General features: G+C 71.3%; 24 protein-coding genes and 1 pseudogene. 17 read left to right on the plus strand and 8 right to left on the minus strand.

What is annotated here, in order from left to right:
* Window positions 1–33: 33 nt before the first annotated feature.
* The gene (locus AB0I89_RS18505; RefSeq protein ID WP_357127802.1) at window positions 34–918 is read right to left on the minus strand and encodes a serine hydrolase; all 885 of its coding nucleotides are present in this window, start codon (window positions 916–918) and stop codon (window positions 34–36) included.
* A 48-nt stretch (window positions 919–966) separates the two neighbouring features.
* Here AB0I89_RS18505 and AB0I89_RS18510 point away from each other — a divergent pair, with 48 nt between their 5' ends.
* Both AB0I89_RS18510 and AB0I89_RS18515 read left to right on the plus strand, forming a co-directional pair.
* Complete coding sequence (locus AB0I89_RS18510; RefSeq protein WP_357127805.1) at window positions 967–1,926, plus strand: LysR family transcriptional regulator; 960 nt, start codon at window positions 967–969, stop codon at window positions 1,924–1,926.
* A 95-nt stretch (window positions 1,927–2,021) separates the two neighbouring features.
* Window positions 2,022–2,873 carry an aldo/keto reductase gene (locus AB0I89_RS18515; protein ID WP_357127808.1) on the plus strand — a complete coding sequence of 284 codons (852 nt, stop codon included), beginning with the start codon at window positions 2,022–2,024 and terminating at the stop codon, window positions 2,871–2,873.
* Window positions 2,874–2,930: 57 nt separating this feature from the next.
* On the opposite strand, the gene AB0I89_RS18520 is transcribed toward AB0I89_RS18515, so the two are convergent.
* Window positions 2,931–3,773 carry a helix-turn-helix transcriptional regulator gene (locus tag AB0I89_RS18520; RefSeq protein ID WP_357127811.1) on the minus strand — a complete coding sequence of 281 codons (843 nt, stop codon included), beginning with the start codon at window positions 3,771–3,773 and terminating at the stop codon, window positions 2,931–2,933.
* 102 nt (window positions 3,774–3,875) lie between these two features.
* Between AB0I89_RS18520 and AB0I89_RS18525 the strand changes: the two genes are divergently transcribed.
* Window positions 3,876–4,628 (plus strand): SDR family oxidoreductase, encoded by a 753-nt coding sequence (locus AB0I89_RS18525; protein WP_357127814.1) that lies wholly within the window; start codon window positions 3,876–3,878, stop codon window positions 4,626–4,628.
* Window positions 4,629–4,711: 83 nt separating this feature from the next.
* Entirely contained in the window at window positions 4,712–5,698 is a 987-nt protein-coding gene (locus tag AB0I89_RS18530; protein WP_357127817.1) for an aldo/keto reductase, read from the plus strand.
* Between the two features lie 23 nt (window positions 5,699–5,721).
* Here AB0I89_RS18530 and AB0I89_RS18535 read toward each other — a convergent pair whose 3' ends face one another.
* Entirely contained in the window at window positions 5,722–6,237 is a 516-nt protein-coding gene (locus AB0I89_RS18535; protein WP_357127820.1) for a GNAT family N-acetyltransferase, read from the minus strand.
* 174 nt (window positions 6,238–6,411) lie between these two features.
* On the opposite strand from AB0I89_RS18535, the gene AB0I89_RS18540 reads away from it, so the two are divergent.
* Complete coding sequence (locus tag AB0I89_RS18540) at window positions 6,412–7,425, plus strand: ATP-binding cassette domain-containing protein (RefSeq protein ID WP_357127823.1); 1,014 nt, start codon at window positions 6,412–6,414, stop codon at window positions 7,423–7,425.
* A complete protein-coding gene (locus tag AB0I89_RS18545; protein WP_357127826.1) occupies window positions 7,422–8,285 on the plus strand; it encodes an ABC transporter permease in 864 nt (287 codons plus the stop codon). Before AB0I89_RS18540 ends, AB0I89_RS18545 begins: the two co-directional genes overlap by 4 nt.
* 403 nt (window positions 8,286–8,688) lie before the next feature.
* Here AB0I89_RS18545 and AB0I89_RS18550 read toward each other — a convergent pair whose 3' ends face one another.
* Window positions 8,689–12,090, minus strand: a complete 3,402-nt coding sequence (locus tag AB0I89_RS18550) for an AAA family ATPase (protein ID WP_357127829.1) — start codon at window positions 12,088–12,090, stop codon at window positions 8,689–8,691.
* A gap of 104 nt (window positions 12,091–12,194) precedes the next feature.
* Here AB0I89_RS18550 and AB0I89_RS18555 point away from each other — a divergent pair, with 104 nt between their 5' ends.
* The 5 genes from AB0I89_RS18555 (at window position 12,195) to AB0I89_RS18575 (ending at window position 16,146) form a co-directional block, all read left to right on the plus strand.
* On the plus strand, window positions 12,195–12,734 hold the full coding sequence (locus AB0I89_RS18555; protein WP_357127832.1) for a PadR family transcriptional regulator: 540 nt from the start codon (window positions 12,195–12,197) through the stop codon (window positions 12,732–12,734).
* Complete coding sequence (locus AB0I89_RS18560) at window positions 12,731–13,444, plus strand: ABC transporter ATP-binding protein (protein ID WP_357127835.1); 714 nt, start codon at window positions 12,731–12,733, stop codon at window positions 13,442–13,444. The genes AB0I89_RS18555 and AB0I89_RS18560 overlap by 4 nt, the downstream gene beginning before the upstream one ends.
* Window position 13,445: 1 nt before the next feature.
* The gene (locus tag AB0I89_RS18565) at window positions 13,446–15,227 is read left to right on the plus strand and encodes an FtsX-like permease family protein (protein WP_357127838.1); all 1,782 of its coding nucleotides are present in this window, start codon (window positions 13,446–13,448) and stop codon (window positions 15,225–15,227) included.
* A 108-nt stretch (window positions 15,228–15,335) separates the two neighbouring features.
* Window positions 15,336–15,785, plus strand: a complete 450-nt coding sequence (locus AB0I89_RS18570) for a helix-turn-helix domain-containing protein (protein WP_357127841.1) — start codon at window positions 15,336–15,338, stop codon at window positions 15,783–15,785.
* On the plus strand, window positions 15,778–16,146 hold the full coding sequence (locus tag AB0I89_RS18575; protein ID WP_357127844.1) for a DUF4180 domain-containing protein: 369 nt from the start codon (window positions 15,778–15,780) through the stop codon (window positions 16,144–16,146). Before AB0I89_RS18570 ends, AB0I89_RS18575 begins: the two co-directional genes overlap by 8 nt.
* A 46-nt stretch (window positions 16,147–16,192) precedes the next feature.
* Here the strand turns inward: AB0I89_RS18575 and AB0I89_RS18580 are convergent.
* The 3 genes and pseudogenes from AB0I89_RS18580 to AB0I89_RS18590 all read right to left on the minus strand — a co-directional run.
* Window positions 16,193–16,447 (minus strand): annotated as a pseudogene (locus AB0I89_RS18580) (hypothetical protein); the annotation flags it as partial.
* Window positions 16,448–16,510: 63 nt separating this feature from the next.
* Window positions 16,511–17,416 carry a hypothetical protein gene (locus AB0I89_RS18585; protein ID WP_357127847.1) on the minus strand — a complete coding sequence of 302 codons (906 nt, stop codon included), beginning with the start codon at window positions 17,414–17,416 and terminating at the stop codon, window positions 16,511–16,513.
* A gap of 216 nt (window positions 17,417–17,632) precedes the next feature.
* Window positions 17,633–17,980 (minus strand): beta/gamma crystallin domain-containing protein, encoded by a 348-nt coding sequence (locus AB0I89_RS18590; RefSeq protein WP_357127850.1) that lies wholly within the window; start codon window positions 17,978–17,980, stop codon window positions 17,633–17,635.
* A gap of 130 nt (window positions 17,981–18,110) precedes the next feature.
* Here AB0I89_RS18590 and AB0I89_RS18595 point away from each other — a divergent pair, with 130 nt between their 5' ends.
* The gene (locus tag AB0I89_RS18595; RefSeq protein ID WP_357127853.1) at window positions 18,111–18,989 is read left to right on the plus strand and encodes a cellulose binding domain-containing protein; all 879 of its coding nucleotides are present in this window, start codon (window positions 18,111–18,113) and stop codon (window positions 18,987–18,989) included.
* Window positions 18,990–19,087: 98 nt separating this feature from the next.
* On the opposite strand, the gene AB0I89_RS18600 is transcribed toward AB0I89_RS18595, so the two are convergent.
* On the minus strand, window positions 19,088–20,218 hold the full coding sequence (locus AB0I89_RS18600; RefSeq protein WP_357127856.1) for an FAD-binding oxidoreductase: 1,131 nt from the start codon (window positions 20,216–20,218) through the stop codon (window positions 19,088–19,090).
* Window positions 20,219–20,433: 215 nt separating this feature from the next.
* Between AB0I89_RS18600 and AB0I89_RS18605 the strand changes: the two genes are divergently transcribed.
* The 5 genes from AB0I89_RS18605 to AB0I89_RS18625 all read left to right on the plus strand — a co-directional run bounded on the left by AB0I89_RS18605 (window position 20,434) and on the right by AB0I89_RS18625 (window position 24,906).
* Window positions 20,434–20,952 (plus strand): flavoprotein, encoded by a 519-nt coding sequence (locus tag AB0I89_RS18605; protein WP_357127859.1) that lies wholly within the window; start codon window positions 20,434–20,436, stop codon window positions 20,950–20,952.
* A 114-nt stretch (window positions 20,953–21,066) separates the two neighbouring features.
* Window positions 21,067–22,584, plus strand: coding sequence for a hypothetical protein (locus tag AB0I89_RS18610; RefSeq protein WP_357127862.1), 1,518 nt, complete (start codon window positions 21,067–21,069; stop codon window positions 22,582–22,584).
* The gene (locus AB0I89_RS18615; RefSeq protein WP_357127865.1) at window positions 22,581–23,123 is read left to right on the plus strand and encodes a GNAT family N-acetyltransferase; all 543 of its coding nucleotides are present in this window, start codon (window positions 22,581–22,583) and stop codon (window positions 23,121–23,123) included. Before AB0I89_RS18610 ends, AB0I89_RS18615 begins: the two co-directional genes overlap by 4 nt.
* Before the next feature lie 17 nt (window positions 23,124–23,140).
* On the plus strand, window positions 23,141–23,830 hold the full coding sequence (locus tag AB0I89_RS18620; protein ID WP_357127868.1) for a DUF4433 domain-containing protein: 690 nt from the start codon (window positions 23,141–23,143) through the stop codon (window positions 23,828–23,830).
* The gene (locus tag AB0I89_RS18625; RefSeq protein ID WP_357127871.1) at window positions 23,827–24,906 is read left to right on the plus strand and encodes a macro domain-containing protein; all 1,080 of its coding nucleotides are present in this window, start codon (window positions 23,827–23,829) and stop codon (window positions 24,904–24,906) included. Before AB0I89_RS18620 ends, AB0I89_RS18625 begins: the two co-directional genes overlap by 4 nt.
* Window positions 24,907–24,909: the final 3 nt, after the last annotated feature.

Here is a 24,909-nt window from a genome sequence, read left to right on the forward strand (position 1 = left end):
CGGTGCTGTCCCGTCGCTCGACACGGCGAAAAATCAGTCGCCGCGTAACGCCTCAACGGCCGTACGAGCGGCCCGCCCGATGGCCAGGTCCACGTCGATCCGGCGCGGGGCGAGATCCTCGGCGCGGGCGAAGACGGCGATCGCGTACCGGCCGCCGTCGGGGTATTCGGCGACTCCGGCCTCCAGGTGCAGTCCGGGCAGGGTGCCGGTCTTGCCGGACACCCGCACGGCGGGCGGGAAACCGGCCGCCAGGCGGGTCCAGAAGAGCTGCCGGGCCATCCAGGCGCGGACCATCGCGCACGCCGATGCCGGCCCGGCCTCGTCCCGCCAGATCAGGGTGAGCAACCGGGTGATGTCCCGCGCCGTACTGGAGGTGGTGCGTTGCGGGTCGAAGACCCGCATGGCCCGAACCTGGTCCGCCGGCAGGGTCGGGAAGATCCGCGCGAACTCCGCCTCGGTACGCGCCCCCACGTCGGCGAGCATCATCTCGACCAGCTCCCGTGGGCCGCCGAGAACGCGGGTTCGGCGAAGGCCCAGCTCGGCGGCGAGCATCGGCAGCAGGTCCGGACCGACCCGGCGCAGCAGCACGTCGGCGGCGGTGTTGTCGCTGACCGACATGGCGAAGTACGCGAGGTCCCGCAACGACACCTCGGCGTCGTCGGCGCAGCCGGCCAGTCCCCACCCGCCGAGCCGGTCGGCGGCGGTGACCAGGACACGTTCGGTCGGGTCGACCTGGCCCGCCTCGACCTGCCGGGCGAACTCCAGCACCAGCAGGATCTTGAAGATCGACGCGATCACCACCTGCTCGTCGGCCCGCAGCCCGACCTCCCGGTCCGCCGCGCCCAGGTCCACGACGTGCAGGCTGCCGGTCACCCCGGCGTCGGCGAAGATGGCCTCGATCCGCTCCCCCACGTCCACCCCGGCACGGTATCCAGTGACACTCCGTCGCTGCCGTAGGGTCCGGCCGTGGACCTGCTCCGACATCTGCGGCACTTCGTGGTGGTCGCCCACGAGCTGCACTACGGGCGGGCGGCCGAGCTGCTCGGAATGGCCCAGCCGCCGTTGAGCCAGTCGATCCAGCGGTTGGAGCGGGAGCTGGCCGTCGAGCTGTTCGACCGTTCCCGCCGCCAGGTGCGGCTCACCACCGCCGGCGGTCTGCTGCTCGCCGAGGCCGAGGAGCTGCTCGCCGGCGAGGGCCGGCTGCGCAACCTCATGGGCCAGGTCCGCGCGGGCGAGCTGGGCGTGCTGCGCGCCGGTGTGCCGCCGGAGACGCCGGCGGTGACGCTGCGGGCGCTGCTGGACCAGCTCGCCACCCACGCGCCCGGCCTCGACGTGGAGCTGCACGAACTGACCACCGCCGAGCAGGTGCGGATGCTCAGCGAGCGGAGCCTTGACGTGGGGCTCGTGCACCATCCGGTCGAGGCGGACGGGCTGCGCTTCGGCGCCCCGGTCGACGTACCCCTGGGGGTGTTGCTGCCGCGGACCTCGCCGCTGGCACGCGGGCGGGAGGTGCCGCTCGCCGCGCTCGCCGGCCTGGACCTGGTGACCGCACCCCGGGCCACCGCGCCGGGCTGGCACGACCACCTGCTGGAAGTGTGCCGACAGCACGGGTGGCGGCCGGCGCGGGTGCGGCCGGCGCGCAACCCGGAGTTCCTGTTCGGGTTGGTGCTGGCCGGCGGCGGCGTCGCCGTGGAGCCGGCGACCCTGGCCCGCCGGGAACCACGGATCGCCTGGCGACCGCTCGCCGACGCGGCGCTGACCAAGCGCACGTCGGCGGCCTGGCCGAAGCGGTCGGCGCACCCGGCGGCGGCGATGGTCGGGCAGCTCGCCGCCGAGGTGCTGGCCGCCGCCGAGCCGACGCCACCCACGTCGCCCCCGGGTCCGGCGGCGCGGCCCTGGCCGGTGTTGTTCGACACGACCGGGTGAACCGGACCGCCGTTGCGTCCGTCACTCGTTCCAAGCGTGAATCGTCCATCCGCCCGGGTATGGATGACGGGTAACGAAGACGCGAAGGAGCCGCAGTGGCACTCACGATTCCTGACATCAGCCTGAACGACGGCACCACGATTCCGCAGCTCGGCTTCGGGGTGTTCCAGATCGAGCCGAAGGACACCGCCGCGGCGGTGACCACGGCGCTCGAGGTGGGCTACCGGCACATCGACACCGCCGAGATGTACGGCAACGAGGCCGAGGTGGGCGAGGCCATCCGCACGTCCGGCCTCGACCGCGGCTCGGTGTACGTGACCAGCAAGCTGAACAACGGCTTTCACCGGCCGGACGACGCCCGCAAGGCGTTCGACTCGACGCTGTCGGCGTTGAAGATGGACTACATCGACCTGTTCCTGATCCACTGGCCGCTGCCGACGCTGTACGACGGCGACTACGTCTCGACGTGGAAGGTGTTGGAGGAGTTCCAGCGCGACGGCCGCGCCCGCTCGATCGGCGTGTCGAACTTCCAGGTGGCGCACCTGCGGCGGCTGGCCGACGAGGCGAGCGTGGTGCCGGCGGTCAACCAGATCGAGGCGCACCCGTACTTCACCAACGACGAGGTCCGCGCGTACGGCCGCGAGCACAACATCCTCACCGAGGCGTGGTCGCCGATCGCGCAGGGCAAGGTGCTGGGCGACCCGACGGTGGTCGACATCGCCGATCAGGTCGGTCGCACCCCGGCGCAGGTGGTGCTGCGGTGGCACGTGCAGCGCGGCGACATCATCTTCCCGAAGTCGACCACGCCGAAGCGGATCGAGGAGAACACCGGGATCTTCGACTTCGAGCTGGACGACACGGCGATGGAGCGGATCACCGGCCTGGACAAGGGCGAGGCCGGGCGGCAGGGCCCGAACCCGGACACCTTCGCCTACGTGCCCCGCTGACCTGCGCGCGCTGCCCCGGGGCGATGACTCCGGGGCAGCGCGCTGTTCGCGGCCGGGTCAGCCGTCGACGCGCTCGGCAAGCCGGCGGAACACCGCCTGGGTCGGTGTGTCGGGCGTGGCGACGTAGACGATCAGCCGCTGCTCGGTCTCCGGCACCAGCAGCACGCGGCACTCGAACTCCAGCGGCCCCAGCTCGGGATGGGCCACCCGTTTCACGACGGGACGGCGCTCCCCGACCTCGTGCTCGGCCCACAGCCGGGCGAAGTGCGGCGAGGTGCCGAGCAGCTCGGTGACCAGCTCGCGGATCGCCGGGTCGGCCGGGAAGCGGCCGTAGGCCGCCCGCAGGTCCGCCACCGTGGTGTGCACGAACCGTCGCGCGTCGGCATCGGACCAGTGCGCGTCGGTCATCGGCTGCCGGAAGGTCCAGCGGATCATGTTGCGCTCGGCGTGCGGCACGGCCGCGAGATCCCCCACGAAGTGCGTGGCCAGCCGGTTCCAGGCCAGCACGTGGTACGCGGCGTCGACGAGGTACGCCGGAGTCTCGGTCATGGCGTCGAGCAGGTGCCGCAGCCCAGGCGGCACCTCGCGGCTCGGGCCGACGGCCGACGGCGGGTTCTCCCCCGCGATCCGGAACAGGTACTCCCGCTCGTCGCGGTTCAGCAGCAGCGCCCGCGCCAGAGCGGCGAGCACCTGCCGGGACGGGTGCGGGCCCCGGCCCTGCTCCAACCGGATGTAGTAGTCGATCGACATGCCCGCGAGCTGGGCGACCTCCTGCCGACGCAGTCCGGGCGTACGCCGCCGTACCCCGTCGGGGAGGCCGACCTCGGCGGGCCGCAGGCGGGCGCGGCGGGCGCGCAGGAACGCCGCCAGTTCGTCACGTCGCAGGCCGCTGCTCGTCATGTGCCCAGGATGCCCCGGGAGGCATCGATCAGGGTGGTACCGCCGGTCCCAGCCTCGCGGCGTCTCTCCCCACCGGCCGTCGTCGGGCACAGGCTCGACGGCATGACGAACATGATCGCCCTGGTCACCGGGGCCAACAAGGGAATCGGCCTCGCCACCGCCCGTCAGCTCGGCGGCCTCGGGATGACCGTGCTGCTCGGCGCGCGGGACGCCGAGCGGGGCCGCGCCGCGGAGCGGGAGCTGCGCGACGGCGGCACGGACGCGGTGTTCGTGCCGCTGGACGTCACCGACGCGACGTCGGTGGCCGCCGCCGCGAAATTCGTCGAAGCCGAGTACGACCGGCTCGACGTGCTGGTCAACAACGCCGGCATCGTGCTCGCCGACGGTACGCGGGGGCTGCCCAGCGAGACGACCGTGGCGACGATGCGCCGGCTGTACGAGACGAACGTCTTCGGCCCGGTGGCGGTCACCAACGCGCTGCTCCCGCTGCTGCGCCGGGCACCGGCGGCGCGGATCGTCAACGTCTCCAGCGAGGTCGGCTCGATCGCGGTGATGACCGACCCGGACGGCGCGCTGTTCGAGTTGACCTCCGTGCCGTACCCGTCGTCGAAGGCGGCGCTGAACATGCTCACCGCCATGTACGCCAAGGAACTTCGGGATACCCCGATCAAGGTGAACGCGGCGAACCCCGGCTACTGCGCCACCGACCTGAACGGCAACAGCGGCTTCCGTACGCCCGAGCAGGGCGCCGAGGTGAGCGTGCACCTGGCGACCCTGCCGGCGGACGGGCCGAGCGGTCTGCTCTGGGGCTTCCAGATGGACGCCGGCGGTGGGTACGGCGTCCTCCCCTGGTGAGACGGACGCTTGACCTGGAGCGCACTCCAGGTAGCAGGGTGGTCTTCGGGCGCCCGCCGGCAGGACGCCCGGAAGGAGATCCCATGCGGTACCGCACGATCGGCACCGACCCGGCGACCCGACGCGAGGTCAGCGTGCTCAGCCTCGGGGCCATGCTGTTCGGCAGCACCACCGACGAGGCCACCTCGTACGCGATCCTCGACCGGTACGTCGAGGCGGGCGGCACCTTCATCGACACCTCGGACAACTACGCGTTCTGGGTCGACGGCTCACAGGGCGGCCAGAGTGAGGAGCTGCTCGGGCGGTGGCGGCGCAGCCGGGGCATCGGCGCCGAGATCGTCATCGCCACCAAGCTCGGCGCCCGTCCGTTGGCCCCCGGCACCAGCTACCTGGACAACGCCGAGGGCCTGTCGGCGAAGGTGATCCGCGAGTCGGCGGAGCGCAGCCGCGACCAGCTCGGCGTGGAACGGCTGGACCTGCTCTACGCACACATCGAGGACCGGACGGTGCCGCTCGCCGAGACCGTGGAGGGCTTCGCCGAGCTGGTCGCCGAGGGCACGGTCGGCCTGTTGGGCGCGAGCAACCACCGCGCCTGGCGGGTGGAGCGCGCCCGCGCGCTCGCCGCGGCCGCCGGCCTCCCGGGGTACGAGGTGCTCCAGTACCGCCGCAGCTACCTGCTGAACCGCACCGACCTGGTCAGCGAGCTGGACCCGGACGGCGATCCGGGCGGCGTCGGCCCGGACCTGCTCAGCTACCTGCGCGCCGAGCCGGAGCTGACCCTGGTGGCGTACTCGCCGCTGCTCAGGGGGGCGTACAGCCGGGCGGACACGCCGCTGGGCGCCGCGTACGACCTGCCGAGCGCGCCCCGGCGACTGGCCGCCCTGCGGGAGGTCGCCGGACAGACCGGCGCGACGGTGAACCAGGTGGTGCTCGCCTGGCTGCTGGGCGGCGACCTGCCGACGATTCCGCTGGTGGGGGCCTCCTCGGTGGCCCAACTCGAGGAAAGCCTGGCCGCCGTGGAGCTGGAGTTGACCGCCGAGCAGCGGCAGCGTCTCGACACCACCTGGTGACCTGCGACGGCCGTCCCGCCGACTCACCCGTCGGCCGGCGGGGCGGTCAGGTCGAACTGCCAGTCATTGGCCCGCATCAGGTGCCCGGGCGGATACTCGAAATTCGTCTCACCCAGCAGCGTGAAGCCCGCCTTGCGGCAGACCGCGTTCGAGGCGGGGTTGTCGACAGACGGGTAGGCGTGCGCGTGACGCCGGTCCCGTCGGGCGCGCGCCACGTCGAGAGCCGCCCGCACCGCGGCGGTGGCCAGCCCCTGCCCCCGGTACGCGGGCAGCACCGCCCAGCCCAACTCGTACACCGGTTGGTCGCGCCACTCGCGACGCCAGTAGCCGACGCTGCCCGCCCGCGTGCCGTCCGGCAGCACCACCGTGAACATGCACCCCTGCCCACCCTCGGCGAAGTGCACATACCGGTTGTGCCGGGCGAGCACCTGCTCGTCGGTCTCCGGGCCGCCGGTGTGTCGGCGCGTGTCCGGTGAGTTGAGCTGCCGCAGCAGCTCGAGATCATCCTCGTGCCACGGCTCGATGCGTACCTGCGTCATCCCGTCCCCTCGTCGACTCCAGTCAAGCCGGTCCCACCGACATTCCGACCCGGAACGGCACTCGCTAGTTCCGATCTAGCGGGCCGGCGGTCGCCACCTCGCGCCTGTAGGACGGCGGGGTCGTTGGTCACACCGACCACGACGTCGCCGGCCATCGGACGAGAGGTAGAAATGATGAACAGACGCGCCACCGGCCTGGCCATCGAGGCCGAAGGGCTCACCCGCACGTTCGGGGAGACCCGGGCGCTGGCCGGCATGGACCTGCGGGTGCCCGCCGGCACCGTCTACGGCCTGCTCGGCCCGAACGGGGCCGGTAAGACCACGGCGGTCCGGGTGCTGGCGACGCTACTGCGCCCGGACGGCGGCACGGCGCGGGTCTTCGGGCACGACGTGGTCGCCGAGGCCGACAAGGTTCGCAGCCGGGTCAGCCTCACCGGCCAGTACGCCTCGGTCGACGAGGACCTCACCGGCACCGAGAACCTGGTGCTGCTGGCCCGCCTGCTGGGCCTGCGCAAGCCGGAAGCCCGCGACCGCGCGGCGGCGCTGCTGGCCGCGTTCGGTCTGACCGAGGCGAGCGACCGCCAGGTCAAGAAGTACTCGGGCGGCATGCGACGGCGCATCGACATCGCCGCGAGCATCCTGAACACTCCCGACCTGCTCTTCCTCGACGAGCCGACGACGGGCCTCGACCCGCGCAGCCGCAACCAGGTGTGGGAGATCGTCCGGGCCGTGGTGTCGCACGGTACGACCGTGCTGCTGACCACGCAGTACCTCGACGAGGCCGACCAGCTCGCCGGGCGGATCGCGGTCGTCGACCACGGCCGGGTGATCGCGGAGGGCACGCCGGGCGAACTGAAGTCGTCGGTCGGCTCCGGCACCGTCCACCTGCGACTGCGCGATCCCGGCCAGCGGCCCCAGGCCGAGCAGGTGCTCCGGGAGGCGCTGAACGTGCCGGTGCAGCTCGCCGCCGATCCGGTGGCCCTGACCGCCCGCGTCGGCGAGGCCGGCACCGACCTGGACGCCAGCGCGCAGGCGGCGCGTGCGCTCGGTGACCTGGCCCGCGCCGGCATCGTCGTCGACGACTTCTCCCTCGGCCAGCCCAGCCTGGACGAGGTCTTCCTGGCCCTGACCGACCATCCGGCCGTGTCGGCCGACGAGCGCGACGACGAGCTGGAGGCAGCCCGATGAGTGACACGACCACGACCGCCGGCACGGCCGAGCGGGCGCCGTCGGTCTACGTACCGTCCGCCGAGGCGCTGGCGACCGTCCTCGCGCCGGGCGCCCGACCGGCCCGGCCGAGCGCGTTGGGCGCGTCGCTCACCTTCGGCTGGCGGGCCCTGCTGAAGATCAAGCACGTGCCGGAGCAGCTCTTCGACGTGACCGCGTTCCCGATCATCATGGTGCTGATGTTCACGTACCTGTTCGGTGGCGCTCTCGCCGACAGCCCGCGTGACTACCTGCAGTTCTTCCTGCCCGGCATCATGGTGACCAGCGTCGTGATGATCACCATGTACACCGGGGTCGGCCTCAACACCGACATCGAGAAGGGCATCTTCGACCGCTTCCGGACGCTGCCCGTCTGGCGGCCCGCCGCGCTGGTCGGCATGATCTTCGGCGATGTGCTGCGCTACATCCTCGCCGCCCTGGTCATCCTCGGCGTCGGGCTGGCGCTCGGCTTCCGGCCCACCGGCGGCGTCGCCGGGGTGGCCGCCGGGATCGGGCTGCTGGTGGTCTTCTCGTTCGCGTTCTCCTGGGTGTGGACGTTCTTCGGGCTGATCCTGCGCAGCGAGAAATCGGTGATGGGGGTCAGCATGATGGTGCTGTTCCCGCTGACGTTCCTCAGCAACGTCTTCGTCGAGCCGAGCACCATGCCCGGCTGGCTCCAGGCGTTCGTGAAGGTCAACCCGGTGACGCAGCTGGTGGCCGCGGTACGCGCCGTCATGTCCGGCAACTCGGACGCGTCCGCCACCATGTGGCTCCTGGTGTGGAGCGCCGGCTTCGTCATCGTCTTCGGCACCCTGACGATGCACCGCTACAACCGCCGCTAACCCCCACCCCCCACCTACCACCCCCGCCCCGCCCACCCCCGCGCCACCGCTCCCCGCCCCTCCACCCCCACCCGCCGCCGCTCCACACCCGCGCCGCCGCTCCCCGCCCCCACACCCGGGCCGCCGATCATGAAGTTGTGGTGGGTGACAAAGCGGCCTGTAAATGCTCAAACCAGGCACCACAACTCCATGATCGACAGGACCTGATGGCGACTTCCCCGCGATCTTGCATTTTCTGTGGCGACAAAAGCCACGAGAGCACCCAGATCCACAACCGAAAGTGCAAGATCGCGGCGCGGGCAAGGCGTGGGCGGGGCGTGGGCGGCGCGGGCAAGATCGCGGGCGCGGGCGTGGGCGGGGCGCGGGCGGGGCGCGGGCGTGGGCGGGGGGCGGGGGGCGGGGGTTAGAGGTGCCAGGGTGGGAGGGTTTGTGGGAGGTAGCGGCAGGTGGCGCCGGTGGAGACCGAATCGCGCAGATGAGTGGCGAGCGTGGGATGGCGTTCGTCGAGCTTGCGCAGGGTGTCGCGGATTCGCGCGGTGACAGTCTTGCGGGCCCGTTCGGCCTCGTCGCCCAGCCGTCTACTCCGGCCGGCCAATCCCGCCGCGGCGCGCAGCTCCTCGAGCAGCGCGCCGCGTTCGGCGTCCAGCGCGGACACCTTCGCCGTGTCGTCGCGGGCGGCGGCCCGGTCGATCTCGTCGTCGAGGCGGGTCAGGTGCCGCCGGTAGCGGGCCTTCGCCTCGTCGTCGAGGACCGGGTCGCCGCCCATCCGACGGGCGGCCACCAGCACCGGCCCGGCGGCGGGGTCGAGCAGTTCCACCGCCGGGACGTCGCCGCCGGGGCGGCTCAACAGCAGGTGCAGGTCGTGTAGGCCCTTGGCGTCGGGCAGGTGCGCCACCACGCCCGCGTAGGCGAGCCGCCAGACCGGCCCGTCGCGTCGAAACGCGTACCCCTCGATCGTCGGGTCGGGCGGCGTCACCTGACGCCGGCCGACGGCCGGGCCGCCCCCGACGACCTGGTCGCCCTCGCCTGCGTGGCCTCTCCCGCCGGCCTGGCCGGCGAGCGCGACATCGCCCAGCACGCTGCCCTCGGCCCACCCAACGGCGGGCCCCGACACGGCGGGCCCCGACACGGCGGGCCCCGACACGGCGTGAGCCAGCCCGCCTTGGTCCGGCTCGGCGTGGGTTGGGTCCGGGTCGGCGAGCCGGAGGAGCACCTGCCTCATGCCGAGGGCGGCGGCGTCCCGGACGGTGCTCGCGCGCAACTGGGCAACCGTGGCGGCGTCGCCCGGCTGGTCGCGGCCGGCGAGGGCGTTCACCAGCCCCGCGCGGGCGATGAGCGACCAGGGTCGGGAGCCCATCCGGTCGGCGGCGTCACGGGCCGCCGTGAATCCGGTGACCGCGTCGTCCCAACGCTCCTGCGCGGCGTCGACGACGGCGAGCCAGTGGTCGATGGGCCCGCTGATGTCGCAGCCGAACAGCCCCACCGCCCACTGTCCACGGTGCGGGACCAGCGCGGCCCGCGCGTCGTCGCAGCGCCGTGGATCGCGGGACGCGGCGGCGGCCTGGACGCGCAGCCGCAGCCACAGCGGCGACACCGGACGCGGGTAGTGGATGCCGGCCGCCTCGATGCCGGCGGTCAACCGCACCGCCTGCTCGTCGTCGCCACGCTCGGCCGCCGTGATGGCCGACAGCAGCTCCCGGTACGGGTAGTCGGTCGGCGCCCATTCGTGCAGCAGCGTGTCGATCTCGTCGAAGCGCCCCTGCAACAGCAGCCGGGCCCAGCGCAGGTGGTGGCCCATGAAGGCGAACTCGGCATGCCCCGGGTCGGACAGGTCGACGATGACGCGAAATCGCTCGTCCGCTTCGGCGAAGTCGCCCCGGAACGCCGCGATGATCCCGCCGTCGACGGCCGCCGCCATCCGGGGACGGGCCAACTCGCCGTGCTGACCCACGGTGACGAAGGCGGTGAACTCCTCCATGAAGCGCGGGTCGCCCAGTTCCAGCAACGCCACCCAGCGCAGCGAGGTGGCCCACAGCTCGGTCTCCCGGTCGCCCGAGCGGCGGGCCACGTCCCGGATCTCGGCGGTGAGTGCGGCCCGTGCCGCCGCGGTGCCCAGCCCCCAGGTGGTGTCGTGGCGGGCCCACAGGCTGAAGGTGAGCGCCTCGTCGTCGCGACCACGACGGGCGATGGTCTCCGTCGCGGTGATCAGGTCCGCCACCAGCGCGCCCGTCGACGCGGTGGGGGCGGGCTCGCCGATCAACCGCTGGTACGCCTCGCGCACCAGGTCCGTCGTGTCAACGGCGATGGTGGTGTCCACCTGCCGGGCGCGGTGCACGGTGAGCGCGACGCGGGCCAGTGGCACCGGGTCGTCGAGCGTACGGGCGAGCGTCGCGGCTTCGGCCAACAGGCGTGCGGCCTCGGATCGGCCGGCGTGGTGGTACTGCACCTCGCCGAAGTCGACGAGCAGGCGAATCCGCTGCGCGGGGTCCTCGACGATCTCCAGTGCCCGGCGGAAGTGCACCCCCGCCTCGTCGGCGGCGAGCCGGGCGAACGCGTCCCGCCCGGCGGCGACCAGCAGCTCGCCGGCCCGGGTCCGGTCCAGCGCGGCGCCGGCCAGGTAGGCGTGGCGGGCCAGATCCGCCGGGATGAGCCGGTCGGTGAGCGCGGTCGGCGGATCCACCGCCCGGACCACCGCGGCGTGGCGGGCCTGCCGGTCGTCGGTGGTGAGCCCGTCGTACAGGGTCTCGCGGACCAGGTCGTGGGCGAAGGTGAACCGGCCGGCACCCCGGGCGGCCACGAGCCGGGCGGTCACCGCGTCGTCGAGCAGCCGGTCGACAGACGCCACCGGTATCGCCGCGCTGGCCGCCAGGACCTGCCGGTGGAACTCACGCCCCAGCACGGCGGCGACGGTCAGCGCCTCGACCACCGGGGCGGGCAGCCGGGCGAGCCGCTGTCGCACCGCTTCTCGTACGCCGGGCGGGATCGTGCCGGTGGTGCCGTCGGCGTGCCACAGCCGCGCGGTCTCCTCGACGAAGAACGGGTTGCCGCCGGTGCGGCGGTGCACCTCGTCCGCCAGGTCGGGGGCGGGCTCCCGACCGGCGGTACGCGCCATCAACGCGGCCACCTCGTCGCGGGCCAGGCCGGTGAGGGTGATCGTGGTGGCCTTGGCGACCAGGGGCAGCAGCAGCGGGCGCAGCGGGTGGTCGCCGGCCTCGACCTCCGCGTCGCGGTACGTGCCGATCAGCAGCAGGCGTTCGAACCAGGTGTGCTGGGCGGCGAACGCCAGCAGCCGCAGCGAGGCCGGGTCGGCCCAGTGCAGGTCGTCGAGGACGACCACCACCGGCCGGCGCGCGGAGACGGCGACCAGTGCCGCGGTCACCGCGTCGTACAGGGCGAACGCCTCCTGCTCGGCGACGTCCTGGCCGTCGCGGGCCGACCAGGCCGCGGCGAGGCCGGGTACGTCACCGGTGCCGCTCTCGCCGAGCAGGGCCGCGAGGGCCGGCTCGGCGTCCGGTCGGGCGAGCGCCCAGTCGTCGGCGGAGCGGCGCAGGGCCCGCAGGACCTGGACCCACGGCCAGTAGCCGGGGGCGCTGTCGGAATCCCAGCAGGCCGCTCCGAGCACGAGCGCGCCGCGCCGGCGGGCCTCGCGCGCCACCGACGTGACGAGGGTGGTCTTGCCGATGCCCGGCTCGCCGGTGACCAGAACGAGACCGCCGTGGCTGGTGGCCGCCCGGTCCAGCTCGGCGCGCAGCAGACCCGCGGGATGATCCCGCCCGATGATGGCGTCGCCGACGCGCGCGTCCATGGTTCCCAGACGGTACTGGACCCCACCGACGCTGAGCGTCGAGATTTGACAGTGCCATAGCTAGCGGTTATCTATTAGCGGTCTATCTCAAGGGGCGTGCCGGAGTGCAGGACGTGGTGCTGGCCATGCTGGCCAAGGAGCCGGCGCACGGGTACGAGCTGCGCAACCGGATGCGCGGTGCGCTCGGCCCCCTCGGCGAGACGATGAACGCGGGGCAGATCTACGTGACGCTGGCCCGGTTGGCGAAGGCCGGCCTGGTCACCTCCGAGCGGGCCGACGGCCTACCGGATCGGCCGGACCGCCGGGTCTACGCGTTGACCCCGGCCGGGCAGCAGCGGGTCGCCGGCTGGCTCACCGAGGTGAGCTGGCCGAAGCCGGACCTCGCGGAGTTCCACCTGAAGCTGGTGGCCGCCGCGGCTGCCCGGCTGGCCGATCCGATCGCGTTGGTGGACGCCCAGCGGCGCGAGGTGCTGCGCCGGCTGCGCGACGCCCAACGGGCGGCGTTGGAGCGGTCGGTGGATCCGGTCGCCGGATTGCTGCTGGAGGGCGTCGTGTTGAGGCTGCGGGCTGACCTGGAGTGGCTGGAGGCGTGCGAACGCATGTGGACCGAGCGCGGTCGCGCGGAACGGAAGGCGGGGGCATGAACGGGTCGTTGGCGCTGCGGGCACGCGGGCTGAGCAGGTGGTACGGCTGGGACAACGCGCTGGTCCGCGCGGTCGACGAGGTGGATCTGGACGTGCCCGCCGGCCAGGCGGTGGCGATCATGGGCCCCAGCGGATGCGGCAAGTCGACCCTGCTGCACCTGCTCGGCGGGCTCCAGCGTCCCACCGACGGCGAGGTGTGGCTGGCCGACCACCGGATCGACACGATGAGCGAGCGCGCCCTGGCGCGGCTGCGGCGCGACCACATCGGTCTCGTCTTCCAGTCCTTCCACCTGATGGACGAACTCACCGCCGTGGAGAACGTCGAGATGGCCGCGCTGCTGGCCGGTCGGTCGCCTGGCCGCGCCCGCCGACGCGCCCTGCACCTGCTCGACCAGGTGGGGCTGGCCGACCGCGCCACGCACCTGCCCTCGGCGCTGTCCGGCGGTCAGCGTCAACGCGTCGCCATCGCCCGCGCGTTGAGCAACGAACCGCAGGTCGTGTTGGCCGACGAACCCACCGGCAACCTCGACAGCGCCGCGACCCTGGAGGTGCTGCGGCTCTTCGAGGACCTGCGCAGCGCCGGGCAGACCCTCGTGGTGGTTACGCACGACGCCCGCATCGCGGCGGTCGCCGACCGGGTGATCTCCATGCGTGACGGGGCGTTCGCCGACGACAGCATGCTCGCCGGCGTCCACGACGGGGTGCGCTGACGTGGCGGGCCGCCTGCTGCTCGTGTGGCGACTGCTGGTGCGGGACCTGCGTCGGCACCGGACGGAGACCGTGCTGCTGCTGGTCGCCATCACCGCGGCGACCGCGACACTCACCCTCGGCCTCACACTCAACGAACTCGTGACCCGCCCGTACGAGCGGACCCGGGATGCCACCGCAGGCCCGGACCTCGTGGTGGAGACGGGTTTCCCCGGTCCGCGGGCCCTGGACGCGCTCGCGCCACTGACCACCCTGCCCGGCGTCACCGACCACAGCGGACCATATCCATTGGCCTTCCTGGCGCTGACCGCCCGCGACACAACCGTCCGGGTCATCGTCGAGGGCCGCGACGGCACGCCGGCCGCGGTCAACCGACCGGCCGTGACCGACGGCACCTGGGTACGCCCCGACGGCGTGGTCGTCGAGCGCACCTTCGCCGACGCGCTCGGCCTACACCTCGGCGAGACGGTCAGCGTCGGCGGCCACCCCCTGCACGTGACCGGACTCGCGGTGACCGCCGCCCGGCCGGTGTACCCGCAGGTCCACTGGCACCTGCCGGGCTCGAACCTGGTGGAGAAGGGCGGCCTGGTCTGGGTCGATCGTCGTGACATCGCCACCATCGCCGGGGACCAGCCGCTGTCGTACACGCTGAACCTCAAACTGGCCGACCCGGAGGTCGGCGCCGGCGTCGTCGACCCCTCGGGCAGCAATCCCTACTACCGCGGCTGGAGCTTCCGCTCGGCGCGGGACATCGCCGACAGCAGTGGTCGCCAGAACGGGCAGGCCGAGACGGCCCTGGTGGTCGGCAGTTGGCTGCTGACCGGCCTCGCGGTGATCGGCGTCGCGGGTATCGTCGCGGGCCGCGTCATCGCCCGCCGCCGCCGGGTGGGGCTACTCAAGGCCGTCGGCGCCGGGCCCGCCGTGATCGCCGCCGTCCACCTGGCCGAATACCTCGTGATCGGGCTCGCCGCCGCCGGGGCCGGCCTGGCCGCCGGCTGGGTCGCGGCACCTCTGCTGTTCCGCACCAGCGCCGGATTCGTCGGCGTCGGCGTCATGAGCCCGCCGCTGCGCGTGGTGATCGCCAGCACCGCGCTCGCCCTCTCGATCGCCGTCGCGGCGACCCTGGCACCGGTGCTCCGCGCCGCCGTCACCACCACCGTGCACGCGTTGGCCGACGCGCCCACGCCACCGCGCCGTCGGCGCTGGGCCATCTGGCTGTCGCGCCGGCTGCCCACCGCCCTCCTGATCGGCGTACGCATCAACGCGCGGCGGGCACACCGCGCCCGGCTCCTCACCGTGAACACCCTGATCACCACGGCCGCCCTGGCCGCTGTCCTCACGATCCTGGCGCAGGACGACGATCCGCTGAATCTCGGCTACGCGGAACTCCCCGACCCCCGCAACGAACGAACCCTCCAGGCCATGCTGATCGTCGCCGGGATGGCCTGTTTCCTCGCGCTGCTCAACACCATCGTGAGCACGTGGACGGCGGTCCTCGACACCCGGCAACCGCTGGCGGTCGCCCGCGCGCTCGGCGCGACCCCCGCCCAGACCGGCTTGGGCCTGGCCGTGGCACAACTCCTCCCCGCCGTGCCCGGCGTCGCGCTCGGGATCCCGTTCGGCATCGGCCTCTACCTGTTCTTCGATGGCGAGCGATACCCACCCGCTGCCTGGACGCTCACCACGGCGTTCGGAGTCCTGCTCGCGGTCGCCATGGTCACCGCCATTCCCGCCGTCGCCGCGGCACGCCGCCCGGTCGCGGACATCATCCGCTCCGCGGGGTGACCTGACCACGGCCGATGGCCGGTCACCACCTGACGCTGATTCCAGTGACGCTGCTGCGGTCACCCCTATTAGTCCTCATCCTTCCCTATGAAGGTAGGATGAGGAACGATGACGGAAGACATGTACTCGGTTGAACAGGTCGCCGACCGGCTCGGCCTACACGTACGAACGGTGCGCGGCTACATCCGCGCCGGCCGGCTGCGCGCCGTCCGGATCGGCAAGCAGTATCGGATCGCCGCCAGCGATCTCGACGCGCTCACCGGACGACCGCCCGCCGCCGTCGTGGCCGGGCACGCCGAGGTGTCGAGCATCGTGCAGATCGACGGTGTCGACCGGGCCGCCGCCGACCGGCTCGGCACGCTCGTACTGGCCAGCGTCAACACCGGGCACGACCCGGCCCGGCCGCTGCGGGTGCAGACCGTGCACGACGATGACCGCCGCCGCCTGAAGATCATCATCCTCGGTGATCCCGCCGGCACCGCCGAGGTGCTGCACCTGCTCGACGTCGTCCTCAACGCCGACAACGGCCTGCTCGACCGGGAGGTCCACGATGCCTGACGAGATCCAGGAACGCGCCGGGGTGCCGGTGCTGGTCTGCGACCCGGCCGGCCCGCCGATCGTCACCGAGCAGGACGCGCTGGACCTGATCGGCGCGGCCTTCCTCGGCGCCCAGGTGGTGGCCGTGCCGGCCCACCGGCTCGACGACCGTTTCTTCTCGCTCGGCACCCGCTTCGCCGGTGACGTGATGCAGAAGTTCGTCAACTACCGGCTGCGGCTCGCCGTGGTCGGCGACATCTCGACGCAGCTCGCGGGAAGTTCGGCGCTGCGCGCCCTGGTGCACGAGTCGAACCGGGGCGAACAGATCTGGTTCGTGCCGGACCTGGACGCCCTCGACGATCGACTGCGCGCCGCCCGATAGCCAGCTCACCGGTCGGGCCGGACCGCCATCTCCACCGCGACCTGGTGACGCGCCATGGGCCGCACCCGATGGGGCCGTAGGCCCAGGCCAGTACGGCCGCCAGCAGGTGGCGCGGACTCGCGGCACCAGCACGGCACGCCTCGGCCACCGCGAAGACGTCGCGCCGCCAGACCTCGCCGCTCGCCGGGAAGGCGTCAGGCCAGGCATCAGGTGGCAGTCCCGTCATGGTGGCCTCCCTCGACTCGCGTCCCTGTCCGGACGCTATGGCCGAGGCACACCCACGACAGCCCGCTGACGCCATATCGGGGGAACGAACACGGCCGGTGGCCGCCCCTGGCTTCGGGACGGCCACCGCACGTCGGAGTTACGGCGTGGCGCAGATGGCGTACGCCGTGTCGGACCAGTTGCCGGCGAAGGCGTCCTCCTCGTACGCGCCGGACGCGGCGGACGTCGGGGCGGTCGCGGGGCCGCCGTTGGGGCGGAAGTCGTCAACGATGCCCTCACCGGTCACGCCGTTCAGTTCGTAGCCGGCGCCGGTCAGCACCTTCCCGACCGGGCAGGCCGCCGTGACGCTGCGGAAGTCGGCCGAGGTGCTGGCACCCACCGTGGAGGCGCGCACCAGGCCCGCGAGGGGGTTGGCGCAGATGGCGTACGCGGTAGCGGACCAGTTCAGGGTCGTGGCGTCCGACTCGTACGCGCCGACGGTGACCGCTGTGGGTGCCGTGGCGACACCGCCGTTGGGGCGGAAGTCGTCGACGACACCTTCGCCGGTGACGCCGTTGAGCTCGTAACCGGTGCCGGTGAGCACCTTCCCGACCGGGCAGGTGGCCGTGACGCTGCGATAGTCGGCCGAGTTGCTGACGCCGGCCGTGGTGACCCGGACCAGGCCGGGCAGCGGATTGGCGCAGATCGCGTACGCCGTCACCGACCAGTTTCCGGCGAACGCCTCGGTCTCGTAGGCGCCGACGGTGACCGCTGTCGGTGCCGTGGCGACACCGCCGTTGGGGCGCAGGTCGTCGACGACGCCTTCGCCGGTGACGCCGTTGAGTTCGTAACCGGTGCCGGTGAGCACCTTCCCGACCGGGCACGTCGCGGTGACGCTGTGGAAGTCGGCCGAGTCGCTGACGCTTGTCGCGGCGATCCGCACCAGGCCGGGGACCGCGGCGGACGCCGGGCTCGCCGGGGCGAGCACCGCTCCGGTCGCGAGAAGAATGAGCACGGGTACGGACGCGCGAGCGCCGAACCGGCGGGTCGTGTTCTGAGTACGCATGAGGTTTCTCCCGTCTGAGGCCGGACGGGGCGGCAGTGCGACGCCGACGTCGAGGCCGTTCGTGATGACGGGTTCACGCTAGGTAGCCACCTGACCAGGCATTATCTCCAAGCCGACTACGTCGCGTAGCGGACCATGAGGGGTGCCCTCCGCCGCGCTGACGTGCGGGGAGGACGCCCCTCGATCACGGACGTCGCCGACGTGGTCGGCCGGTGGTCACCAGATCCGCACCTCGTACACCCTTACCGTGCGGCCGAAGTCCACTCCGTACCACTTGTCGACAGTGCTCGTGTGGTACTGGCCGCCGGCCTCGTAGTTGACAGTCACCTTGTTGTTGCCCGAGGTGTAGTGGTGGACGCCGCCGATGTTCACGGCCGTGACGCCCCGACTGGCGAAGCACCTGGACATGCCGACGGTGCCGAGCGTGATGTCGAGCTTGAGGAAGTCCGTCCGGGTGCCACAGCCGACCGAGTTGATGGCCAGGGCAGGGCTGGCCGGGAGCGCGATGGTCAGGGCGAGGCCCGCCACCGCACCGAGGGCGATCTTCTTGACGCGCGTCTTCATCTACGCGGGGTCCTTTCTGTTCCGGTGGGAGTGGTGTCGTGCGCGCCACCACTACGCCCGGGACGACCCGGTGGTTCACCGCCGAGCGAGATATTTATTGATATTGATAGATGAGGGCTACCATTCGGCTATGCCCGTTCGCCGCGTCACCGCCGCCGTCGCCCTTGCCGCGCTGGCGAGCCTGCTCGCCGTCGGCGCGGCCCGTGCCGACGGCCCGGCCATCAGCACCCCCGGCACTCCGACCGTGATCGCCAACGAGCCGCATCGGCTCACGCTCAGCTGGGCGTCCTCTGCCTGGGTCGAGCCCGGGGCGGAGCAGCCGATCAACTACGAGGTGCAGGTGCCGCTGGGGCCCAACACGTACCGTTTCCTCGGCTCCACCACGGACACCACGATCACTCTCACCGACCTGGCACCCGGCACGACGTACCGGATCGCGGTTGCCGCCCGCGCGCTCGGCGGCTACTCCGACACCTCGCCCACGACGACCGTGCGCACCGCCAGCGGTCGCGCGACGGTCAGCTACCTCAACCTCGACTGGTCACCGACGAACAACCAGATCCAGCACCTCCTGAAGGTCACCAACACCGGCACCGCGCCACTGGAGCTGAGCACGGTGCGGGTGCGCTACCACCTGCGCTTCGAGGGCGGCAACACCTCACTGGTGCCGAACTGCGACTGGGCCGCGCTGGGTTGCCAACGGGTCCGGCAGACCGTGCAGTTCTTCGTACCACCAGGCGGGCCGGCCGGGCTGTCGACGCCGGCGCCGCCGAATCCGCAGCCGGGCACTGCCGTCCCCGGCTGGGTGGAGCTGACCTTCACCGACGGTACGCTCGCGCCGGGCCAGTCGACCGGGCCGATCCAGCTCCGGCACCACCGGCACAGTTGGAGTGACATCGACGAGCGCGACGACCCGAGCTGGCTCGCCGCCACCGGGCAGTGGACCGAGAACGGGCGGATCACGCTCGACGTCGACGGCATACGCGAGTTCGGCGACACGAACACCTGACACGCGCGGGAGGCCGGTCCGCAGGCGGCGCCGGTCGGCCCCGACCTGACGAGCCTGATGCCTGTGCGTCATCTTGATGACTCACCGGCATCACCCACTCAGGGACCACACGGTCCGCTGGCGCGTCGGCCGAAGCTCTGGGGCATGTGGACCCTGGCGTTCGGTATGCCGAGGGCCAGCAGCCGCGCCCGGGCGCCGGCCACCATCGCGGGTGGGCCGCAGACGTAGATGTCCTGGCCGGGCTGGTAATGGTCGAGGGCGATGGAAAGGGCGTCGCCCTGCTCGCCCGGCTCGGCGCAGGGGTCGTCGGAGAGGGCCGGCACGATCGTCAGCCAGTCGTGGGCGCACTGCAGCTTGTCGAGGGCGACCGCGTCGTACAGGTCGGTGAACGTACGCGCGCCGACGACAAGCGTCACCCGCCGGCCATTCGGTGCGGCGGCGACCTGCTCCACCAAGGCGCGCAGCGGCGCCAACCCGGTGCCACCGGCGACGAGCAGCAGATCATCGGTACGCGCCGGGTCCAGGCTCAGCCCGGTGTCGACGGGTGGGCCGAGCCAGAGCAGCTCACCGGGGCGTACCCGATGAACCAGGCGGTGGGAGACGGTGCCGGCGGGTACGGCGCGGACGTGCAGCTCGACGGTGCCGTCCGGGCGTGGGGCGTTGGCCGGCGACAGCCAACGCCAATGCCCCGGCAGACGCGGCGTGCAGACCGGCACGGCGTGACCTGGCTGCAACGGCAGTCGCCGCATGGGACGTACCGTCAGGATGGCGATGTCGGGCGACGGTCGATCGTGCCCGATCACCTCGACGTGCCACCAGGCCCGGCCGTCGCCGGCGAGCGCGGCGGCCCGGCGGATGGCCTGCGTGGCGCGGCACAGGGCGCGCTCGGCGATGACGGTGAGCTGCGGCGTCCACACCGGCTGGGCGTGACGGGCCACTGTCGCGAGCAACGCGTCGCCGACGGTGGTGACGTGCGGGAGCAGGTCGAAGTGACGGTACGCGCGGCCGAGTACCCGCAGCAGCGCCGCTCGGTTCGCCGGGACGTCGCCGCCGACCAGGAGGCGGCCCAACGCGGTGAAGAACAGCGGCGCGTCGCGGTGTGGGAGCAGCCCGGTCCGGCGGTCTTCGACTGTGCACCAGAAGTCGCCGGCGGCCCGCACGTCGACCGACTCCCAGGCGGCGGCCAGGCTCATGCGGGCCGGGAGGTCGTCGTCGATCACGGTGGGCATACCGGCTCCAAGTCGTCGAATCGTGGGCTGGCACCGGGGCGGGAGGAGCTGCGCCGTTGAGGGCCGGCGCAACTCCGGGGCCGAGTACCCGCCCCGGGCCATGCATCGACTGTCGCGCCTGACCAGGCACAACGGCATGTCACGGTGCTCGTCTACGGCATACGGGATCGGTATGCGCTCCACGCCGCGGCTGCCGAGTCGGGCAGACTGCGGGCATGACGGAACGCCCAGTGCTGCACCTGGTCGTCTGCGCCGCGGGTCCGGCGGAAAATGTCGACGAGCTGGTCGACCTCCTGATCGCCGACGGCTGGCGGGTCTGCATGATCGTCAGCCCGACCGCCGCGCCGTGGCTCGATCGAGCGGCGTTACAAGAAAAAACCGGCTATCTGGTACGCGTGGAGTGGCGGATGCCCGGCGACCCCGAGCCCCACCCGCCCGCCGACGTGGTGCTGGCCGCCCCGGTCACGTTCAACACGGTGACCAAGTGGGCGTTGGGCATCAACGACACGCTGGCGCTCGGCGTCCTCAACGAGTCGCTGGGCGCGGGGCTGCCGATCATCGCGTTCCCGCACACCAAGGATGAGTTGGCCGCGCATCCCGCCTATGCGGGTCACCTGACGGTCCTGCGCGCCGCCGGCGTGAGGATGGCGGACGGAAAGCCGCTGAACTCGGTGAACGGGCCGGGGCGTTGGGGCGTGGTCGTCGAGGCGCTGCGGGCGGTGCGCCCGTACTGAGCAGCCGCCGCTTATTGGGCGGTCCATTGGCGATATGCGTCGCGCGTATACCAGTGCTCCACGGAGCGTGTTCAATGGATAGGCTCGATGAGGCGAGACGGGACGGAGCCGCCGGTGACACACGCGAACTGCCCTCGATGCGGCGGACGGCTGGCCCGGGACAACGACACCGGACGGTGTACGCCGTGCCGGGCCGCCGAGCGGGACCGGCTCAGCGCGCCGCCGGTGGTGCCGGCGAACTTCTGGGACCACGAACCGGTACGACTCGCACTGACCGAGCGGCATCTGGGGCGGGTGATCCGGGCGTACCGGTGCCATCCGTACCACGGGCGGGTCGCGTTGCCGCAGAGCGTGGTGGCGGGGTGGCTGGGGATCACGCAGGCGCAGTTGAGTCGCGTGGAGAACGGCCCGCCGCTGGTGCATCTGGACAGGCTGGCGCACTGGGCCAAGCTCCTTGGGATACCGGCTTCCTGCCTCTGGTTCGGTCTTCCTGGTCAGCCTTACCGAGTCGACGACCGCGCCGCAGAGGGCACAGCAGACGATCCTTATGCGCATGACGCGATAACTGAGCAGGGCAAACTGCCGGCCATGGTGGTTACCGTGGAGGGGGCATCAACCGGAGGGGGTGGCGCTACGGACCGGCGACGCTTCAACGCACTGGCCGCGCTCGCAGGACTCGCCGCAGCCGGTCACCCTTACCTACTCACGGGCCCTGCTGACGTGCCGCGGAGCATTGGCATGGACCAGGTGCGCCTGGCCAGCTCGCTGGTCGAAGATCTCCGGCGAGCCGATGCGGCAGTCGGTGCCGACCAGCTGTGCGACATTGCCGTCCAGGCACACGCCAGGCTGTCAAATTGGGCGGCGAGGGCGCACTACAGCCGAGAGGTCGGCGATGCTATTCAAAGCGCCCTGGCCGACCTCGGCATCCAGGCTGCCTGGCTCGCTATCGATGCCGATCGCAGGCCAGAGGCAAGGCCCTACCTGAACGAGGCCATTACTCGGGCCCGCATCGCCGACGATCCTCGCGTGGAGGTACGAGCGCTAGCCCAGCTATCCATGCTGCTCCGCGAGAGTCAGCCCGGCGAGTCGCTGCACTGTGCCGAGGCCGCGCTACGCGTCTCGGCCAGATGGGCAACGCCTCGGCTAACCACGCTGCTACATCTGCGACGAGCGCACACATACGCCGTGCTTACGGACGCGGGCGGCTTCAGCCGGGAGATGACCAAGGCTCGCCGCGAGTTGGAGCGCGGACCGCACGAGGACGATCTTGGATTTGTCGACTTCGTGAACGAGCAAGAAGTGAACGGTATCCAGGGACTCTCCTACCTCGCCCTGGACCGGCCCGACCGCGCCGCCCAGTCGTTCCGCGCCCTCATCGCCAACCCGTCACCCGGCCATCGGCGTAACCAGGTCCTCTACACAATCGAGCTCGCCAAGGCGGCGTACCAGCAGGGCGACGTCAACGAGGCGGCCCGTATCGCGCTGGACGTCCTGCCCGCGGTGAGCCAGATGAACTCGGGACGAATCAGCCGGAACCTTGCGCAGGTGCGTTCGAACCTGGCGATGCCACGGCAGGCGACCGCGGCAACGCGCCAGTTCGTCGCCGCCTACGACCGGGCGGTGAGTGTGTGATCGAGGGCTTGCAGCTTCGCCATCACAGCGCCGGCGAGGCCGAGGGGATCCTCGATCAGCTTGTGGACCTCTACTTGGAGGTCTACGCGGGCGGCGGCGAGTTCTACAGCGAGGACCGCTACCGGCGTCAGCTCGACCTGCACATGCAACGAGTGGGCTGGGAGCTGGTCATCGCCGAGGTAGACGGGAGTCTGGTTGGCTACATCTACGGGTTTCCGCTTCCCGCCGAGACGCGTTGGTGGGAGGGCCTCCATGACCCTGTGCCGCCTGGTTTCACCGACGAGGACGGGACCCGCACGTTCGCGATAAGCGAGCTGATGGTCCGCCCTGCCTGGCGACGCCGGGGCATCGCCGCGGCGCTGCACGACGGGTTGATCGCGGCCCGCACGGAGCAACGAACCACGCTGCTGGTCCGGCCGGACAATGTCGCTGCTCAGAACGCGTACCGCTCCTGGGGCTATACCAAGGTAACCAAACTTCGGCCGGGGTGGGAGAACGCGCCGACCTTCGACGTCCTGGTCCGGGTCCCGAACGCCTGATCAACAAGGACTGATCTGTGACCGAATCAGCCATGCGGCCAACACCGATTCGAATCATGCACTTCACGCATGTTGATAATTTGCCAAGGATCGTGAAGGCCGGTCGACTACTGGCGGACAGCGGTGTAGGACGACAGCTCGCAATTAACGTCGGCGCGGTCGAGATCAAGGCACGCCGACGAGAACGACCCGTGCCATGCCATCCCGGCGGAGTCGTAGCAGACTACGTGCCGTTCTACTTCGCCCCACGCTCGCCCATGATGTTCAGGATTGCCTGTGATCATCGAGCAGGAAAACCGGGATGCTATCCAGGAGGAGATGATCCCCTCGTATACCTGGTTAGTTCGGTGGAACGGGTACACGCGGCCAGAATCGAGTGGGTGGCAAGCGATGGGAACTGCGCAGTCGGCTTGACCAGATTCTCGGCTGAGTTGGCCGAGCTCACGGCGTTGGTCGACTGGCCGTTGATGGAGGCCCAGATCTGGAAAGACGTTCCCGACGACATGGACCGCATGCGTCGGCGAGCGGCCGAGTTCCTGGTACACCGGGAGTTTCCTCTCGACCTGCTCGCCGGTTACGTCGTACGGACGACGGATCGGCAGGAGCAGGTGAGGCAGCTGTTCCGAGACGCTGGCATGATCGAGCCTTACGTAGGTGTCAGACCGAGCTGGTACTACGGGTACACACGGGGGGAGGTGCGCGAATGATCATCATCAGCCACGGGAACCTGCTGACCGCCGAAGCGGACGCGCTGGTCAACACCGTCAACACGGTCGGGGTCATGGGGAAAGGCATCGCTCTTCAGTTCAAGCGCGCCTACCCGGCAAACTACGCGGCCTACCGCACGGCATGCCATGAAAACCAGGTCACCTTGGGGCAAATGTTTGTGTTCGACTCGGCGCGCCTTGGCCCCCGCAGGTACGTCATCAACTTCCCGACCAAGGGACACTGGCGGGCCAACTCGAAGCTGAAGGACATTGAGACCGGACTGGCCGACCTCGTCCGGGTGGTCCGCGAGCGGAAGATCGCATCTGTGGCGATGCCCGCCCTGGGCTGCGGCAACGGTGGACTTGACTGGGACGACGTTCGATCGCTCATCGAAGGCGCCTTCGCCGAGGTCCCTGAGGTGCGAGTCTTACTCTTCCCCCCAGAGGGAGCACCTGACCCGGCCGACATGCCGGTGGCGACGGTGAAACCTCCGCTCACTCCGGGCCGCGTCACCCTGATCCAGGCCATCGATCGCTATCTGAGCCGAGCACGACGACTCGAACCACGTGATGGCATCACCATCCTGGAGATTCAGAAGATCGCCTATTTTCTCCAGGTGCTGGGGCAACCGCTGCGACTGGAGTTCAGCCGGGGCAGGTACGGCCCGTACGCCGAAAGCCTCAACCACGTGCTGGACCGCCTCGAAGGGCACTACCTGACGGGCTTCGGCGACCGTTCTGCACGGGTTGAGGAGCTGCGACCCATTCGGCTGCCCCCCGGCGCTGCCGGCGACGTCGCAGCGTGGTCAGAAGCTCATGGCGCAGCAGCGTCTGAGACATTGGATCAGCTAGCTCGGTTGACCGACGGATTCGAGTCCCCGTACAGCCTGGAACTGCTGGCGACCGTGCATTACGCGGCGGCAGCGCATCCGCCTACCGATGACCTCGACGAACTGACCGAGCGCGTTCGTTCTTGGAGTGGTCGAAAAGCCCGGCTTTTCACCTCCGCGCATATCGAGCTGGCCTACGAACGCCTGCAATCGGTCGGGCTGCTACCTGCGTTGCGCGTTGCATGAGTC

This window comes from Micromonospora sp. NPDC049801 (assembly GCF_040656575.1).
In the GTDB taxonomy this organism is placed as follows: domain Bacteria; phylum Actinomycetota; class Actinomycetes; order Mycobacteriales; family Micromonosporaceae; genus Micromonospora.